This is a genomic window from Pseudomonas sp. GXM4 (genome assembly GCF_008923895.1).
GTDB classification, from domain to species: Bacteria; Pseudomonadota; Gammaproteobacteria; order Pseudomonadales; family Pseudomonadaceae; genus Aquipseudomonas; species Aquipseudomonas atacamensis.
This window is the reverse complement of record NZ_WBRZ01000003.1, coordinates 64,607-80,593: the sequence shown is the minus strand read 5'-3', so window position 1 is coordinate 80,593 and position 15,987 is coordinate 64,607. Positions and strand designations below refer to the sequence as shown.

Below are 15,987 nucleotides of genomic sequence, written 5' to 3'. Positions count from 1 at the left end.
CGCCGTCGCGCGGGGCTGCCCAACTCAGCAAATCTCCCATACGAAAAAGCCCGCAAAGCGGGCTTCTTCAGGCATCGACCAAGCATGCCGCTTACTTGTTCCTCAACAACACATAAGTCTCACCGCCCTTGCGGTCATGCTGAAGAATGAAGTTGTTGTCCTGAATACGCACCTTCGACGGCACACGATCAGCGACCGGCGTTTGCGAGTAAATCTGCGCGGCACTCAGCAATTGTCGGGTCAGGCTGTCATCCGACTGAGTCTCAGTGGCGACGACGCATTCCTTTTCGGAGAGTTGCACGGAGAGATTTTTGTCTGCGGTGAAGCCGATGCGCGTGAAGCCCATGTCCACAAGCTCGGTAATGCCGTTCCTCTTGGCCGCTTCAGCCGAGCCGGCGAACGACGGGGCGGTTTTCAGACAAATGTCGATAAAAGCTTCAATGGCTTTGGAGGTGACAGGTGTCGGTGCGGTTGGCGTTGCGGTGGTGCAGCTGGCGAGCACGAACAGGCTGGACAAAGCCAGTGTGCGGAACAACGTATTGGACATGACGCGGGAATCCTTCCATTTGAAATTCGCAATGCAGCCGTCTGGCTGAAACCGCCGGACCGGGCGGCGTGCATGATAAATGAAAAACGCGATACTAGGCCCACCCCTGCAGCTTACTGTTCGCTTGTCAGATCACCTTTGAGTCCCATGAGACCCGGCGGGCTTGAATAGAGGTTCTCCAGAGCCGATATCTCAGCCAGTTGCTGCGGCGAAAGTGTTTTCTCTTCCTTCTCAAGCTGCTCGCGCATGGGGCCTGCAATATCATTCGGCAACGCTTGTTTGAGCGCCACGCGCAACAATCCGCAAGCCTTGAGCTTGTTACGCTGGACGCCCTGCCCATTATCCAGATGAACGGCGAGGGCAATCTGCGCCATAGCGTTTCCTTGAATGGCCGCCTGCAACAGCCAGTGATTGGCAAGTGGATAGTTCACGGGTACATCACCGCCACTGCTGTAGAGATAGCCGAGGACATACTGGGCGTTGACCCGGCCCTGATCGGCGGCACGGGTATACCAACGCAATGCGGTGGGTACGTCTTTCGGGATACCGGTGCCTTCTAAAGTGACCGCTCCCAATAATTCAAATGCAAGGCTATCGCCAGCATTGGCCGCTTGGGTGAACAATGTCACGGCGTGTTGAGGGTCGGCTGGAATTCCTTGACCGGAAATATAGAGCGTGCCTAATAGCGTAAGAGCCTCGGCATCTCCTTGGGCACCCGCCTTGCTAGCCCATTTGAAGGCCTGTTGGTCGTTAGCCTCAACGCCGTAACCTTTGTGATAAAAGATAGCGAGTTGTCGTTGAGCCTTGGTATGACCTTGTTCTGCTGCCTTGCTGAACCATTGTGCACCTTGGACAAAATCACTGGCCACCTCTCCACCCGCGATGCTTGCAACCCCCATGTAATATTGTGCGTCGGCGTATCCCTGATCGGCCGACTCAGTTATCCAATGCATACCTTTTGGTCGATCAACTTCGACGCCTCGACCGTAGTATTGAATGATGCCAATCTTGTATTGCGCCACCGGGTCGCCTTTTTCTGCAGCGCTCAAGTACCAGTCTGCGGCTTTGCCAGGGTTGCGGCTGACTATCAGCCCCTCCTCATAGGCTGAGGCGATCAAGACAGGAAGGCTATAAGGGCTCCGCCATAGTGCGATCACCAAGGTAACAAGAAGAAAGGCCAAGAGGCTGAGGCATAGAGGAATCGAGAACTTGCGCAATTTTGAATCCGTTCATGAATGGTAGGACAACGCTCGGGGCCAAGTCGCCCGACAGGTTATCGCCAGGTTTCATGCTCGCTGAAGGGCAAATCTACAAAAGAGCTCGTGCACACAGTGGGTTACCGCAGGTTCGCAGATTCGCAGATTCGCAGATTCGCCTGCCAAGGCTCACTCATAGAATTTGCCAGCTAACAGAATGGATGCACACCGCTGCCATATATTTGTTTCTGAAATGCTCGGAGAATTCCGAGCACTGTCGGTTGCCCAAGCAGCTGCTGCTTCGAGAAAAGTATCAACAGAACCATTTTCCCACTGCGAAACGCCCAACTCATCGCGCTTTAATGGCGTCACATTATCTAGCAAGGGTTGACTGGCAAAATCCGAACCCAGAGCATCGATGAATGCGATGAACGATTGCTCGTCGTTCACACGCTCCAGTAGTTCATCGAGATCAATCGACATATAAAGACATTCCGCTGCGGCATAATCGAATGAGAGATTCGCCGCGATTTTGTTCCGCGAAAGGAAAAAGAGTCAACTTCTATAACGGGGCACGTCGGGGCTGAAGTGGTTTGCGAGCGACAGCTTCCGGCCGAAAGCTGCCCTTCACGGATGGCAGATTTCGGCCAGTAGCGGACGCCTATGTCGAGCGCTAAGCTGACGTTGCTCTCTTCGGAATGGAGGTCACCCGTTGCGCTAAACTAGCGCGGTTGATTGCAAGTTCGCCGCTTACATCAGGGCCGCGATAGACCATGGAAGTTTCATGGTGCACATAGTCGCCATAGCGCTGCGCACTCAGCCAATTGAACGAGCCGATACACAGTAACTCCTCATCGGCCATAACTATCTTGCTGTGCACCTTGTTAACCACGCACACCTGAACATCCCGCATTCTCAGCGCTGCAATCGCGCCTTCGAATTCGACGACTTTCTCAGGATCGCCCTCCGGCTTGGCGCGCTTGATGCCAGTGTTGAACCCAAGGTCGGTATACACCACCACTTGGACGCCGCGCTGAACGGCGTTACCCATGATTTCCATCGCGCCGCTTTCCAGCATCCATCGCAGTCTGACCCAAGGCGTTACGATCTGAACCTGCTGGCGAGCCGCTTCAAGCGTCTGCATCAGAAACCGATCATGCTCTTCAACTTCATGCAGGTGGCTCAATCCTGTACGCGCTGTTTGTAAGTCATCTCTGGGTTGATACTCGAAAATCAGCTCGTTCGTCGAATCTGTAAACAGAAACTTGGTTAAAAGCCCGCGCGGCTTGCTTATCGGCACCTGGCTGAACAGGTCCATGTCGCCAAACACCAGGAAACTGTCCTTGGCCCGAGAAACGGCAACGTTCAGCATGCTGTCCTTGCGATCGATAAATTCGCCATCGGCATGTTTGGAATAGACCGCAGAGAAAATCACCACCGGCCGCTCCGCGCCCTGAAAGGAATGAACCGTACCGACAGTCATCTCGCCATCGCCTTTACCGGTCTTGATGCCCAGTGCTGTGCAGGCCTTGACGATCGCCTGCGACTGCGCGCCGAACGGCGTGATCACGCCGAGAATTTCCCACAGTTCCTTCTTGTAGCGCTTTGTCAGCTCGGCTCCATTCGCTTGAATCCACGCAGCGATCGTCTGCGCTTCCAAGAGGTTATGACGGCTACCGCCATTGCTCTTCTGGCACACTCCATCAATATGCAGGTAGCCCAGCCCCGGCAAACCATCTTCCAGTTTTCGCCCGCGCCGCGGCTGTAGCTTGCCCTTGTAGCAAAGGGCATTGCAGTATTCGATTATCGAGTCGTAGCAGCGACGGTGCTCATACAGATACATGCCTCGGGCGAGGTCGTGATCGTAGTGGTACCGACTGGTCGCCTGGGCGATAGCCATGACGCTGCCGTTGGCCGCGCTACGGCCGCTATCGCAAAAGGCGGCATAGTCATCATCGACCTTGTCGCGCGATAGCAGACCGGCGCCCATCAGGTTGCCGATATCGACCGCGGCCGGAATCGACCAGATCGGTTCGATCTGCTGAGTATCGCCGATTACCAACGCTTGCTTGGCGAGCGCGAACGACGGCGCGGCGACTTCGGGAAGGACTTGGCCAGCTTCGTCGACGATCAGTAGATCAATGAAGTTCAGCGCGTAGTCGTCGACGAAGCCGTTACCATCGTGCCGCTTGCAGTGCAGCTCCTTGGGCAGCCTGAAAAAGGTGGCCACAACGCAGGGCGTGAGCTTCATCCACCGCCGCCAGTTTTTCTCCAGGGTCTTGCGGCCGTTTTTGCCGCGGCTCTTGAGGATCTCTGGCAGGCTTTCGGCGACTTCCATAAGCCAACGACCTTCCCAATAATGGGTAGTCAGCAGGAAGATTTCGAAACGCAGGGAAGTGTCCGCCCACCTGTCGCAGTCGTTGAGAGTCACTTGGGCAGCAGGCCTGTCGGTAAGGGTAGGCAGAACAGCAATCACGGCCTGCCAATTCAATACGTGACGTTGCTCCGCTTGCAGCAATTGCCGGGCCTGCTGCAATCGGGCCACGACGACTTCCTGGGCCTTGCTGGCTTGAGCCACGGAGGCCGTCAACCGGGTCTCGATTTCGCTGATACTGGCGGCGTTTTGCAGCTCGGTGCTAGCCTCATCGAAATGTAATTTCGCCAAACGCAGACGTTTGCCAGCGACCGGGCCAAACCAGCCGAACAGTGTGTAGATCCACGGCTCATGGGCCAGGTAGTGTTTGAAAACCTTCAGACGTGCTTGCGCGTTCGCAAGCTCTTCGGCGTGGTTGAGGCGTTGTGCCTCAAGACGCGCAATGCCTGCATGTGGATCATCGCCCAGCAGTGTCCGGATGGCTTCGCGGGCGCCGACCAGTTCGGCCCAGGCGTACTCGATATCGGTGAGTTGCTGCTGGCGCGAACGGATCGCGACCTGGAGCTGCTTGACCGCGCCCTGGACGCTCAGGCTCCGATCATGGGGGAAGGCGATGGTGGCGCGGGCCAGGTAGGCCTGTTGCGCCTTGTCCAGATAGGACTGCGACTCAAGCTCGGTAAAAAAGCTTTTGGTCTGGTAGGTGCGGGCCATTTCCGCCTCGGCCGAAGACTTGGGAAAGTAAGCGCCGAAGCTGTTGATATCGGGCAGCCAGCGCCCCGCAAAAGGACCGCTCCCCTCTGAGAAGTCCTTGCCGAACGCTTTGATGATGTTGGTCACGGCTTGGTTGTTGGTGGAACTTGCCACAATCACCGGAGGCTCGCCACCGGCCAATGCGGCCTTGGCCCAGAGCGAGGCGACGACCGAAAGCAGCAAGGTGGTTTTACCGGTACCCGGCGGCCCGTTGACGGCCAGCACATCCCCCACATCCGCGACGAGAACATGAGCCAAGCCATCACGTTGGGCGGGCGTCAGGGCATATTCGTCTCCAGCATGGCCCAATCGCACGGCAAACTGGCTGTTGGCGGGCAAGCAAACTTCGTCAGGGCTGGAATCGCGCTGAGCGAAGCGGTCGAATAATGGTGCGTCGGGCTTGCTGTCGCGCAAGTGGTCGTAGAGGCCGACGATATTGCGACTGAAGCCGTCAGCTTTCTCTTCCTTGAACAAATAGCAGAAGTTCACCAGGTCGAAGCCATCCTCTGCCCCCTCCCAACCGCTGGTGACCTTGCGGAACATTTCCATGCAGAAATGGACATAGGCATTCCACTTGTCCCGGTGCTGGTCTGCGGTCAGCTCTTCACCCTCGGCGGATGGAGCGAACAGCGGCACATCTTCGGTGGACAAAAACGCATCCACGTCGACTTGGGCACCGATGACGAAATTATCGCGGTCCAGCGGTTCGAGAATATCGCGGGGCATCAGGGTTTGCGATGTCGGATAAAGACGACCATCGCGGGCGACCAACACTCGACATACAACTGGAGTGATGAACGCCGGAAGACCGTTTCGGGCTTTGCGGTGCTCCAGGCGAGACTTGTAAACCAAGGGCCGCAGGGTGATCTCTACACAGGCTGATTCAGCGGTTTCGTTGGCGAATAAGAGACTCACCTGCTCTGCCGGCACACACCCTGAGAATAAGGCCTCGATGGGTAAAGCGGTGAGCTTTCGGGCTTGGCTGGTGGACAAGGCGCCGTTGCCATTTTCGGCGTCGGCCAAGCAATTTCGCCAATAGTTCGCGAGTTTGAAGGAGTTGTCGTTCATCGTCCTGATTCAATGCGGACCGTGACTCACTGTGACGGTCGATGGATGGGTGATTAGGGCGAGGGTAGCGTGTTGGGTGAGGAATGGCCAACCAGGACATGCTGCGCACCGCGATGCTCCAGAACTGACATCGGCGTAAATGTGGAGGACCAACCAGAATACTCACGCCACACAAGTCCAATTCCATCGAGGATCGCATCTTGAGACTGCCTGTTAGTTCATGAATTAGACCCAAGTGCGGTAGACCAGCCCGTAATGACCGCGAATTAGATGTCAGGTTAGTATCGATGAATGGCGCCTCCCCTTCGTATCCGCCTCTCAAAACGTCAATTTTTCCGAGCCCAACTCCCAAACATCACATCACCGACGTAGATACCCGAAGAAGCTGAACGCTCCTGATCCAGACGCGCCTGCAACGTTTCAATGTCCACCTCTTCTGCATTGGCTACTCCTAATGCAATGATTCGTGGCAAGCATGCTCGAACGATGGCGCCAAGGCTGTACGGCGCATCAGGCGTTTGTATCAGGCACTCAGCGCGCACGCTTTCAACGGTCAAGCCGGCCTGAGTGAAAATGCCGTGCAGGTTGAACCCGATGTGCAAATCCGCTCCTTCGTGAGCAAGCATTTGCTGTAACCAACGTTGCGCTTTTTCATGCAAAGGGAAAGGCTCGACGCTGGCGGGCGCCATCGTCGTATCGTGTTCCTGGAAGATCATGATCCCACCGGGACGCAGACATCTCGACAGCGCTCGGATCGTCGCCACCGCATCCGGTTGATACATCAGGACGCGCCTGCCGACGATGGCGTCAAAAGTGCCGATAGAGTCTGGCAACTCCTGCAGGTCTCCCTCGAGAAAGGTCAGCGCATGTCCTGCGGTGCGCTGGCGTGCAACGGCCATGGCAGCGGCATCGTGATCAACGCCGATGATCTCCCCGTCTCTTCCCACGAGATCACACAGCAAAAACGAAACATCACCCGAACCGCAACCTACGTCCAGGATTCGCATCCCTTCACCAACGCCCGCATCGATCAGCAAGCGTGTGGTGAAGTCGAGTCGGTTCAGCGGCATTATCAAATTCCCTGAGCTTTCCGAAAAAATCATTTATGGACTGCTGTCTCTTGCCGCATAGGATGACCGCTTTTGGTCAAAAAGAGACAGTGGACATTATCTACGCCAAGAAGCTAGCGTCAGACCCTTTCAATTCGAGGACGACACCATGGATGCTATCGCCGACAACTAAAATGAAAACCATCGCCGCTACGTCGTGGAGCTCTGGGAAACAGTGTTCGGTTACGAAACCCCGCATAACACCCCCAGCCTGGCTATCGATAAAAAACTGGCCGCAGCCGATGGCCTTTTCTATGTGGCCCTGTCAGGACAAGAAGTCGTTGGCACCGTTCTCGCCGGATATGACGGCCATCGCGGATGGTTGTACTCGGTGACGGTGCACCCTTCGCACCGCAGAAAAGGCATAGGGATGAATCTGGTCCGTCATGCAGAGGGCGCGCTGACCGCGCGCGGCTGTATGAAAATCAACCTGCAAATCTTCAGCTCAAATGAAAATGTCAAAACCTTCTACGAGTCTCTGGGCTACTTGATCGAGCCGCGAATCAGTATGGGCAAAAAGATCGAGTCAAATATCGAGATTCCGGGAGAGCAGGTTTGATCAACGTCCGTTTCGGGTAGGAAGCGACCATTGATGAAGGTGTGCTTTTGGCCGAAAGCGGAAGATGCTCCAAAGCCCTGTCACCAGAAAGTCATGCCAATTTCCTAATCTTCATCCCTCCCGTCGCCCCAAGAGCCCGCATTCCAAAATGCCGCCCATCACCGCCACCTCCCCACTCCGCCAAAAGATCATCCTGCGCTCCGACAACCTCACCTCTTCCGACTTCGGCGCCCTGTTCTCCAGGCTCTTCGGCAACCGCTACGCCGATACTCCGCCGCCACCTTCCAACATCATCATCGGCGGGGTCTACGGGCGGCACGACGGGGTGAGTTTTCGGCGTATGCATTACCACGGCGATTTCAGCGTCACCCTCCCCGATCCGCAGAACGAAATCACTTTCGTCATCCCCACCGCCGGCAAGATCGTTTTCAATCACGTCACCGAGTCCATCGGCATGGCGCACGTCGGTCTGGCAATCGACAAGGCGGATATCCGTTCGATGCGCTTTGTTGACGATCACGCGCATCACGGCATTTCGATCAATCGTCAGCAACTCACCGAGCGGTTGTCGGCGCTGCTGGAGAAACCGGTCGTGCAGAAGATCGTGTTTGAGCCAAGCGTGGATCTGAATACCCCGGCATTTCAGGGCCTCAAGGCGTTGATCGATCTGGCCACGGGCACTGAGTTCGATGCCTTGATCAACAGCGGCACGTTGATGCCGTCGCGGTTGCGCGAGATGTTGATCGATGCGGTGCTGGAGGCGTGGCCGCACAACTTCACCGAGGCTTTACGGGGGCCGGCGCCGTGTGTGGCGCCGCGACATGTGAAGGTGGCGATGGAGTTTATTCAGGCGCATCCGCAGCAGTTGGTCAGTGGCGTGGATCTGGCGCGGTTGAGCCATGTCAGCCAGCGCGCCTTGCAGGAAGGCTTTCGACGTTTTGTCGGGATGTCGATCGTCGCTTATCAGCGGCAGGTGCGTTTGCAGCGCGCCTATGAGGCGTTGGTGCGCGGGCACGCAGGCTCTGTGACGGAGGTGGCGTTGCGTTTCGGCTTCAGCAATGTCGGGCGCTTTTGTCAGTATTTTCAAAGCGCTTACGGCGTAAGCCCAGCGGAGTTGAAGGCCAGGCGTTGACCATTCGGTCCGGCGAAACCTGCATTTGATTGAACAGCAGGAATCTCAGGGCGACTAACCCCAGACAGGTCGTTTGACGGCACCGCCGATTCAAGCGGCGTTTACCTGGCTGCGACCGACGGTGCGTTTCTGCGCGCGTCGGTGCAGGCTTCGCAAGGGGGTTTCCATGACCGAGGATTTCATCGGCTTTTTCACGGCTCACACGATTTTAGGAATTTCACTGGCGAACTGGGTCCTGGCGTTCCTCGCCGCGACACTCAGTTATCTGCTGACCACCACAGCGATCCGCTTCGTTTTCCGCAAGGTGCAGGCGCGGGCCAGTGCCGGCAATGGTCACCTGACCTACATGGCCAGCGAAGTGCTGGCGGCGACCAGCACCACGTTGCTGCTGTTGGCGTCGATTCTGGTCGGCATCGGCTTGCTGGATTTGCCGGAGCGCTGGCTCGGGCGGGTCAGCAGTTTATGGTTCGTGGTGGCGGCGTTGCAGGTCGGCCTGTGGACCAACCGCGCGCTGGCGCTGGGGTTGCATCGGTATTTCTCGCGGCATAACGCGACCGGCACTTTTCAGGCGAGCGCCCTGGCGACCCTGAGCCTGTGGGGCGTCAAGGTGTTGCTGTGGGCGGTGATTCTGCTGGCGATGCTGTCGAATCTTGGCGTCAACATCACTGCATTCGTCGCCAGCCTGGGTGTCGGCGGTATCGCGGTGGCGCTGGCGGTGCAGAACATTCTCGGCGACGTGTTCGCCTCGCTGTCGATTGCCGTCGACAAGCCGTTTGAGGTGGGCGATTTCATCGTCGTCGGCACGCTGGCCGGTACGGTCGAGCACGTCGGCCTGAAGACCACGCGCATCCGCAGTCTCGGCGGTGAGCAGATCGTCATGGCCAACGCCGACATGATCGGCAGCACCATTCAGAACTACAAACGCTTGCAGGAGCGTCGAGTGGTGTTCGAGTTTCGTCTGACTTACGAGTGCACCAGCGAACAGATCCGCCAGATCACTCAACGCGTTGAAAGCATCATCAAGAACGAAAAACAGGCACGCTTCGACCGTTGCCATTTCCGCAGTTTTGGTGAGAGTGCGCTGGAATTCGAAACGGTGTACATCGTTCTGGACGCCAGCTACAACGTCTACATGGACGTGCAGCAACGCATCAACCTGGCAATCATGGAAGCGGTGGCTGAGCTGGACGCGACGTTCGCCTTCCCGGCGCGCACCGTGCATGTCGCCTCCCTGCCCGAACCCAGCGCGCAGCCGGCACGCACACAGCAACCTTCGCGTGCGCAGCATGCTTGAGCGCAAGAGCCCGGCAATTTGCCGGGCTCGCTGTGTTCAAAACGCGTAACTGGCCTTGAGCCCGCCATTGAAACCATGGCTGTCACCGCCACCGTTGGCACCGACCTCAGCGCCTACACTCAGGGCGCCGAGGCTGGCCATCAAGCTAACGCCGCCGCTGAACTGGTCGCGATTGTCGAACGCCGCGCGCTGCTCGATATCCAGGCCCAGCAGGTGGCCTTCGCTGTCGACTTGCTGATCGCCGAGCGCACGTTCATAGCCCACGCGAACACCCGGGACCAACTGCCACGCACCCATGGCCACTGGGGCAAATGACACGTCGAGATTGGACACCGCGCTGCGGCGGGTCTGCTCGATGCCATCGACGTCGAGCGCCAGCTCACTGCCCTTCTCTTTGAAACCTTGCAAGTCGAGATGACTGACGCGAAAGCCCAGGCTCGGTTCGAGAGTCACGCCGTTGAGCGGTGCGCGATAACCCAACGCCAGGGTCGCGCCGGTGAGATTGCCATGGCTGTCGCCTTTGGCTGTGCCGAGGCCACCGCCAAGCTCGCGTTTGCTGTCGTAGTCGACATATCCGGCGCTGGCGTTGGCATCGACAAACATGCCGCGCTCAAGGCTGGTGAGGCCGTAACGCACACCGAGGTTGAGGAAGGTGAAGTCAGTATCGGCCTCGCCACCCGCTCCGCCCACGCTGCCCTTGCTGTAGCCAAAGCCGCCGCGTGCGCTGAGCTGTTCGCTGAAGCGCTGGGTGATGCCGAGCATCAGGCCCTGGCTGTGTTCGTTGCTGCTCTCGGCATGGGCCGAGCCGTCCGTGCCGAGGTAGCCGGCAAGCGCGGTGCTCCAGAGGCGGTATTGGCCAACCTTCAAATCGCTGCCACTGGCGAACGGTGCGGCGGCTTGTTCGATCATCGCGTTCTGCCGCAGCAGGTAGCTGGCCGCATCGGCGTGAACCTGACCGCCGACTTGAGATTCGACACCGCCCAGACTGCCGGCGTCGATCGCCGATTGCAGGTAGTAGTTGTAGGCGCTGTAGGTGCCGGACAGCTCGGAGTTCTGCAACTGCCGCAGCAATTCGGCACCAGCGGCGGCGTTACCGACCAGCCCGGCCTGCCCCGGCAAGCTGTTGTACTCGACCAGTTTGCCGCGCAGCACGTAAATGGTTTCCTGGGACAGACCGAGGCCCTGCTTGAGGTAGTTGTCCATGCTGCCGTACTCGGCGGCGACCTGGTCGAGACCGGCCTGCAAGTAACTGGCCTGCACGCCGAGCAGCGGCTCGTAGACAGCGGCCATGCTCGGCGGCAAGGCTTTCAAGGTAGCGGCGACGCGGGCGGCGGTGTAGTCGTTGGTCGCCAGATAATTGGCCATGATCGTCGCCTCATCAACGCCGGCGATGCTCTGCAACACGGCGGCGGTCCAGCCGGTACGGTCCTTGCCGGCGGTGCAGTGGAACAGCTGCGCGGCGTCGACACTGGCCAGCTCATTGAACAACTGGCCGAACTGCCCGCGCATGCCGGCATCGCTGACGAAAGCGCGGTTGGTGTCCTCCATCATCGCCACGGCCTCGGCGGCGCTGTGGAACGAGATATTGGTGATGTCCGCACCCGAGGTGGTGCTACCGATGATGTCGATATTGCGATAGGCCGCGCCGCTGATCATCGTGTCAGGCGTGGCGGCAATTTCGCTGGGCGTGCGCAAGTCGTAAATGGCTTTGATGCCGAGACCATTGAGCGTCGCCAGATCCGCCGCCGACGGCGTCAATGCGTTGGAGCGGTAGAACACGCCGCTGCGCATCACGCCGTCGTGGGCGGTGGAGTACGCGGTGGTGATGCCGGCGATGTCGCGAAAGTTGTCGATACCGCTCAAGCGCGGCGTGTAGAGGCTGACAGGCTCGGCCGCGTGGGCAACGGCGATGGACAGGCTCAGAACGGACAGCGAACACAGAAGACGTTGGAACACAGTGCAGCCTCATGAAATCAGCGTTGGGCTGGTTACTATGGGCAGGCGAGTGGGAAGGAATATGACAGTTTCGGCTGGCGACAAAATGCCTGCGCGAATGGGCCGTGGGGTGCGTGATCGGTCCATCAATCCTGCTTGAATGTGTTGAAGATCCCTGTGGCAGCGAGCCTGCTCATGAAAGCGGCGTGTCAGCCGATTATATTCAAACTGAAAAAAAGCTTTCGCGAGCAGGCTCGCTCCCACAGGGTTTAGGGAAGTATCCGTTTTTTCAATTTGTCGCGCGCAGCGACAACCCCTTATAAGACTGCCATCACTTTCAAGAACAAGAGACCGCCCCCATGAGCAACGCCTGGAACGAAGGTTATTTCACCGACGAAGGCTACACCTACAGCTATAGCCGGGAGATCAATCCGGTGTTCCTGCGTTACTGCCTGTTGTTGCGCGGTTTTGCCACGCTGGAAAGCAGCGACGGCGTGCACTGCGAACTGGGCTTCGGTCAGGGCGTGTCGATCAACATCCACGCCACCGCCAATCCGGGTTCGTTTGTCGGTACGGACTTTCACCCGGGTATGGCCGCCCATGCCATCGACCTCGCGACTGCCGCCAACAATGGCGCGCGTCTGTATGACGACAGTTTCGAACAGCTGCTAGCGCGCAATGACCTGCCACAGTTCGACAGCATCAGCCTGCATGGCATCTGGACCTGGGTCAGCCGCGACAATCAGAAACTGATCGTCGAATTCGCCCGCCGTCACCTGAAACCGGGCGGCATGCTTTACGTCAGCTACAACTGCTTCCCCGGCTGGTCGCCGTCGGCGCCGCTGCGCAATCTGTTCAGCCTGCATGACCGTTTCGCCAACGCCTCGGCGCGCTCCGATGAGCGTATTGACGCCGCACTGGAGTTTTCCGAAGCGTTGCTCGCGGCCAATCCGAAGTATGCCGCTGCGGCACCGAGCCTCGGCGCGCGGCTGCAGAGCATCAAGGGCCAGGATCGTCACTACGTCGCCCACGAATATTTCAACCGTGACTGGAACTGCATGTACTTCGCCGACATGGTCGACGCGTTGGCCCCGGCCAAACTCGACTACGCCACCACGGCAGTGCCGCTGGACTCAATCGACCCGCTCAACCTGAGCGCCGAAGGCATGGACTTTCTGGAAACCATCGAACACCCGATCATGCGCGAGCAAGCGCGGGACTACTTCGTCAACCAGCACTTCCGCCGCGACCTCTACGTGCGTGGCGCGACGCGCCTGTCCGCTGCCGAACGCCGGGCGAGAATGCTGCACAGCCGTTTCGCGTTGCTGCAACCCTGGGAAACTGTCGCGGGTTCGGTCACCGGTCCTGCCGGCGAAGCGACCCTGCAAGCGGAAATCTACGGCCCGGTGCTCGATGCCTTGGCGGCGCAGAACTATGCGGCAAAATCGATGCGCCAATTGCTGTCCGAGACTGCGATGGCTTACGACGACCTCGAACAAGCCCTGGCCGTGCTGATCGGTATGGGCGCGGTCGCTCCGTGCCAGAGCGAGGCCGCCGAGGCGCAGGTCAGCGGTCGCTGCGCCGCGCTCAATCTGCAACTGTGCAAACGCTCGCTGTACGGCGCCAACATCCAGACCCTGGCCAGCCCGGTCACCGGTGGTGGCGTGACGGTCAGCCGCTTCCAGCAGTTGTTCCTGATCTCGATCAAGCAAGGCAAACAGCAGCCGGCCGAATGGGCGCAACTGGCGTGGGGGGTGATCAGCGAACAAGGTGAAGTGCTGGTCGACAATGGCCAGCCGCTGCTCACTGCCGAAGCCAATATCGCCGCACTGACCGCACAGGCGCAGGTGTTTGCCGAGCAAACGCTGCCTGTGCTGACGGCGCTTAAAATCGCTTGATTGCAAACGAACCAAGGTGGGAGCGAGCCTGCTCGCGAAAGCACTGGATCAGCCGCCAAATCGGTGACTGACGTACCGCATTCGCGAGCAGGCTCGCTCCCACATTGGTCAGGAACGTGCCTAAGCCAACCGTCCTGTTTGCGGAACTTTCCGCGCTCTGCCGCCCGTCCTGCCACTCGGCAAAAAACGAAATTTCTGCTGCGCGCCCTCCTCACAAACTATGCATGCGCCAACGCCCACAAGGGCAAGGCGCGATAGCCTGGTCTGAGGAAAATTTGAATGTTCATACATAACAAGCGACTTCAGTACACCGTTCGCGTGGCCGAGCCCAACCCGGGTCTGGCCAATCTGCTGTTGGAACAATTCGGGGGCGCCAATGGCGAACTGGCTGCGGCAGCGCGCTATTTCACCCAAGCCTTGGCTGAAGAAGATCCGGGGCGCAAAGACCTTCTGCTGGACATTGCCACCGAGGAATTGAGTCACCTGGAGGTGGTCGGCTCGATCATCGTCATGCTCAACAAAGGCGCCAAGGGCCAACTGGCAGAGGGCGTTCAAGAGGAAGGCGAGCTGTACCGCGCGCTGAATGGCGCCGGCAATGACTCGCACATCACCAGCCTGCTCTATGGCGCAGGCGCGCCTCTGGTCAATTCCGCTGGCGTACCGTGGACGGCGGCCTACGTTGACTCGATCACCGAGCCGACCGCCGACTTCCGCTCCAACATCGCAGCCGAAGCGCGTGCGAAAATTCTCTACGAACGCTTGATCAACATCACCGATGATCCGGGCGTCAAAGAGGCGCTGGGCTTTTTGATGACGCGGGAAATCGCCCATCAACAGTCCTTCGAAAAAGCCCTGCATTCGATCCAGCCGAACTTCCCGCAGGGCAAACTGCCGGGCATGCCAGAGTTCACCAACAAGTACTTCAACATGTCTGGCGAGCCCAACGTTCGTGGTCCGTGGAACGAGGGCGGCGCGTGGGAGTACGTGGAAAACCCAGAACCTGCGGTGGACGGCGGCGATGGTCTGGCGACCGTCACCCTGCCGGCTGAAGACCAACAGGTGCTGGAGGCGATGAAGATCCGCACGGCGTCTGACCCACTCAGCGAACCGGTGACCGGTGCTGATCTGGGCTCCGGTTACGTGCAAGGCAAAGATGTCTGAACCCCGTCCGGCGGCCCCGGATCGGGGTCGCCACTCGCTCAAGGTGATCAACATGAAAAACAGCAAAGTCTCGGCACTGACCTCTGAACATTTTCAACGTTTGATGGAGCACGCATACGCCGGTTTTGAGCTGGACTGCAAACAGGCCTGTCGGGGATTGAAAGTCAGCATGGCGGTGAATGTTTTTGGCCTGGGCACCCTTCTGCCGAATAATTTCGCTGAGGAGACTGCCGTTCCGCCAGCGGACGCACATCCAGCCGTCGACGACGACTTGCCCACGATGCCGGTGGTCGCCAAGCGTGTATTGGCGCAGCGCAATCGTTCAATCGACGGGGCGGAAAGTTTTCATCGGTAGCAGGAGCGCGACATGAGAACTGATAAAAACCTGAGTTTCCCCTCAAGCCTGAGTGTCGCCCCGGGACTCCAGTTTCTGCTGGGCTGTGCGATATTCGCCGGCGGAACGCTGATCCTGATGAGCGAGCTGGCGGGAACCTTCTTTGCGATGTGAACCTTGGTTTGCTATCGGGCGTTCAAAACAGCACCGCAGCCGCTTCCCTCATGAAGATCTCAACGGTCTTCGGCCCTATCCCCTCGAACTCGGACAGGCGCTTCTCCAGCGCCTTACGATCCGCGCTCGCCGCCACGATATTGGTGACCTTACCGGCGTACTCGCTGTTGAGCTTGTTGGCCAGCGCGAGCAGTCGCGACGCCGTGCTTTCGTCGTAACGAACGTAACGCGCCTGCCCCAGCATTGACACCAGTTGACGGTGCGTACACTGCGCGAGCTTTTGCGGGGTGTCTTGGTGATGCTGCTCTACTATGACTTGATACGCCTTGGCGGCAATGGCCCCCTGAATTCTTTTGCCCATCAGAAAACTCGCCAGCAACCATTTGAACAGGCCAGTTTCGTTGGCATTGCGCAGGTCGATGTTCAAGTCACCGGCGGTGATGATTTCGCTCACAA

Annotated in this window: 13 protein-coding genes and 1 pseudogene; 7 read left to right on the top strand and 7 right to left on the bottom strand. The window is 58.5% G+C overall.

All coding sequences use genetic code 11. From position 1 onward, the window contains the following. Positions 1-91 precede the first annotated feature (91 nt). The 5 genes from F8N49_RS01360 to F8N49_RS01340 form a co-directional block, all read right to left on the bottom strand. Positions 92-547 (bottom strand): hypothetical protein, encoded by a 456-nt coding sequence (locus F8N49_RS01360; protein ID WP_071171969.1) that lies wholly within the window; start codon positions 545-547, stop codon positions 92-94. A 113-nt stretch (positions 548-660) separates the two neighbouring features. Continuing rightward, complete coding sequence (locus F8N49_RS01355; protein WP_071171968.1) at positions 661-1,764, bottom strand: tetratricopeptide repeat protein; 1,104 nt, start codon at positions 1,762-1,764, stop codon at positions 661-663. 168 nt (positions 1,765-1,932) lie between these two features. After that, complete coding sequence (locus F8N49_RS01350; RefSeq protein ID WP_071171967.1) at positions 1,933-2,226, bottom strand: hypothetical protein; 294 nt, start codon at positions 2,224-2,226, stop codon at positions 1,933-1,935. 190 nt (positions 2,227-2,416) lie between these two features. Next, entirely contained in the window at positions 2,417-5,935 is a 3,519-nt protein-coding gene (locus F8N49_RS01345) for an AAA domain-containing protein (RefSeq protein WP_151550655.1), read from the bottom strand. A 326-nt stretch (positions 5,936-6,261) separates the two neighbouring features. Further along, a complete protein-coding gene (locus F8N49_RS01340) occupies positions 6,262-7,038 on the bottom strand; it encodes a methyltransferase domain-containing protein (RefSeq protein ID WP_241149611.1) in 777 nt (258 codons plus the stop codon). A gap of 148 nt (positions 7,039-7,186) precedes the next feature. On the opposite strand from F8N49_RS01340, the pseudogene F8N49_RS01335 reads away from it, so the two are divergent. From F8N49_RS01335 to F8N49_RS01325, 3 genes and pseudogenes are all read left to right on the top strand, one after another. Continuing rightward, positions 7,187-7,603, top strand: a pseudogene (locus F8N49_RS01335) (GNAT family acetyltransferase); the annotation flags it as partial. 148 nt (positions 7,604-7,751) lie between these two features. Beyond that, on the top strand, positions 7,752-8,735 hold the full coding sequence (locus F8N49_RS01330; protein ID WP_151550654.1) for an AraC family transcriptional regulator: 984 nt from the start codon (positions 7,752-7,754) through the stop codon (positions 8,733-8,735). 166 nt (positions 8,736-8,901) lie between these two features. Then, positions 8,902-10,029 carry a mechanosensitive ion channel family protein gene (locus F8N49_RS01325; RefSeq protein ID WP_016774365.1) on the top strand — a complete coding sequence of 376 codons (1,128 nt, stop codon included), beginning with the start codon at positions 8,902-8,904 and terminating at the stop codon, positions 10,027-10,029. Positions 10,030-10,065: 36 nt separating this feature from the next. Here the strand turns inward: F8N49_RS01325 and F8N49_RS01320 are convergent, their stop codons facing one another. Then, on the bottom strand, positions 10,066-11,985 hold the full coding sequence (locus F8N49_RS01320; RefSeq protein ID WP_151550653.1) for a tyrosine-protein phosphatase: 1,920 nt from the start codon (positions 11,983-11,985) through the stop codon (positions 10,066-10,068). 338 nt (positions 11,986-12,323) lie between these two features. Here F8N49_RS01320 and F8N49_RS01315 point away from each other — a divergent pair, with 338 nt between their 5' ends. The 4 genes from F8N49_RS01315 to F8N49_RS27825 all read left to right on the top strand — a co-directional run bounded on the left by F8N49_RS01315 (position 12,324) and on the right by F8N49_RS27825 (position 15,531). After that, on the top strand, positions 12,324-13,862 hold the full coding sequence (locus F8N49_RS01315) for a class I SAM-dependent methyltransferase (RefSeq protein WP_151550652.1): 1,539 nt from the start codon (positions 12,324-12,326) through the stop codon (positions 13,860-13,862). A gap of 279 nt (positions 13,863-14,141) precedes the next feature. After that, on the top strand, positions 14,142-15,023 hold the full coding sequence (locus F8N49_RS01310; protein ID WP_122750710.1) for a manganese catalase family protein: 882 nt from the start codon (positions 14,142-14,144) through the stop codon (positions 15,021-15,023). Positions 15,024-15,075: 52 nt separating this feature from the next. Further along, a complete protein-coding gene (locus F8N49_RS01305) occupies positions 15,076-15,378 on the top strand; it encodes a hypothetical protein (RefSeq protein WP_151550651.1) in 303 nt (100 codons plus the stop codon). 12 nt (positions 15,379-15,390) lie between these two features. After that, on the top strand, positions 15,391-15,531 hold the full coding sequence (locus F8N49_RS27825) for a hypothetical protein (protein WP_156089134.1): 141 nt from the start codon (positions 15,391-15,393) through the stop codon (positions 15,529-15,531). Positions 15,532-15,553: 22 nt separating this feature from the next. Here the strand turns inward: F8N49_RS27825 and F8N49_RS01300 are convergent, their stop codons facing one another. Further along, complete coding sequence (locus tag F8N49_RS01300) at positions 15,554-15,985, bottom strand: DNA methylase (RefSeq protein ID WP_071171959.1); 432 nt, start codon at positions 15,983-15,985, stop codon at positions 15,554-15,556. Positions 15,986-15,987 lie beyond the last annotated feature (2 nt).

What these genes read in the sequence shown, in the direction of transcription:
- F8N49_RS01360 (WP_071171969.1), bottom strand. Translation starts at nt 547, where the DNA reads ATGTCCAATACGTTGTTCCGCACACTGGCTTTGTCCAGCCTGTTCGTG.
- F8N49_RS01350 (WP_071171967.1), bottom strand. Translation starts at nt 2,226, where the DNA reads ATGTCGATTGATCTCGATGAACTACTGGAGCGTGTGAACGACGAGCAA.
- F8N49_RS01345 (WP_151550655.1), bottom strand. Translation starts at nt 5,935, where the DNA reads ATGAACGACAACTCCTTCAAACTCGCGAACTATTGGCGAAATTGCTTG.
- F8N49_RS01340 (WP_241149611.1), bottom strand. Translation starts at nt 7,038, where the DNA reads ATGATTTTTTCGGAAAGCTCAGGGAATTTGATAATGCCGCTGAACCGA.
- F8N49_RS01330 (WP_151550654.1), top strand. Translation starts at nt 7,752, where the DNA reads ATGCCGCCCATCACCGCCACCTCCCCACTCCGCCAAAAGATCATCCTG.
- F8N49_RS01325 (WP_016774365.1), top strand. Translation starts at nt 8,902, where the DNA reads ATGACCGAGGATTTCATCGGCTTTTTCACGGCTCACACGATTTTAGGA.
- F8N49_RS01315 (WP_151550652.1), top strand. Translation starts at nt 12,324, where the DNA reads ATGAGCAACGCCTGGAACGAAGGTTATTTCACCGACGAAGGCTACACC.
- F8N49_RS01310 (WP_122750710.1), top strand. Translation starts at nt 14,142, where the DNA reads ATGTTCATACATAACAAGCGACTTCAGTACACCGTTCGCGTGGCCGAG.
- F8N49_RS01305 (WP_151550651.1), top strand. Translation starts at nt 15,076, where the DNA reads ATGAAAAACAGCAAAGTCTCGGCACTGACCTCTGAACATTTTCAACGT.
- F8N49_RS27825 (WP_156089134.1), top strand. Translation starts at nt 15,391, where the DNA reads ATGAGAACTGATAAAAACCTGAGTTTCCCCTCAAGCCTGAGTGTCGCC.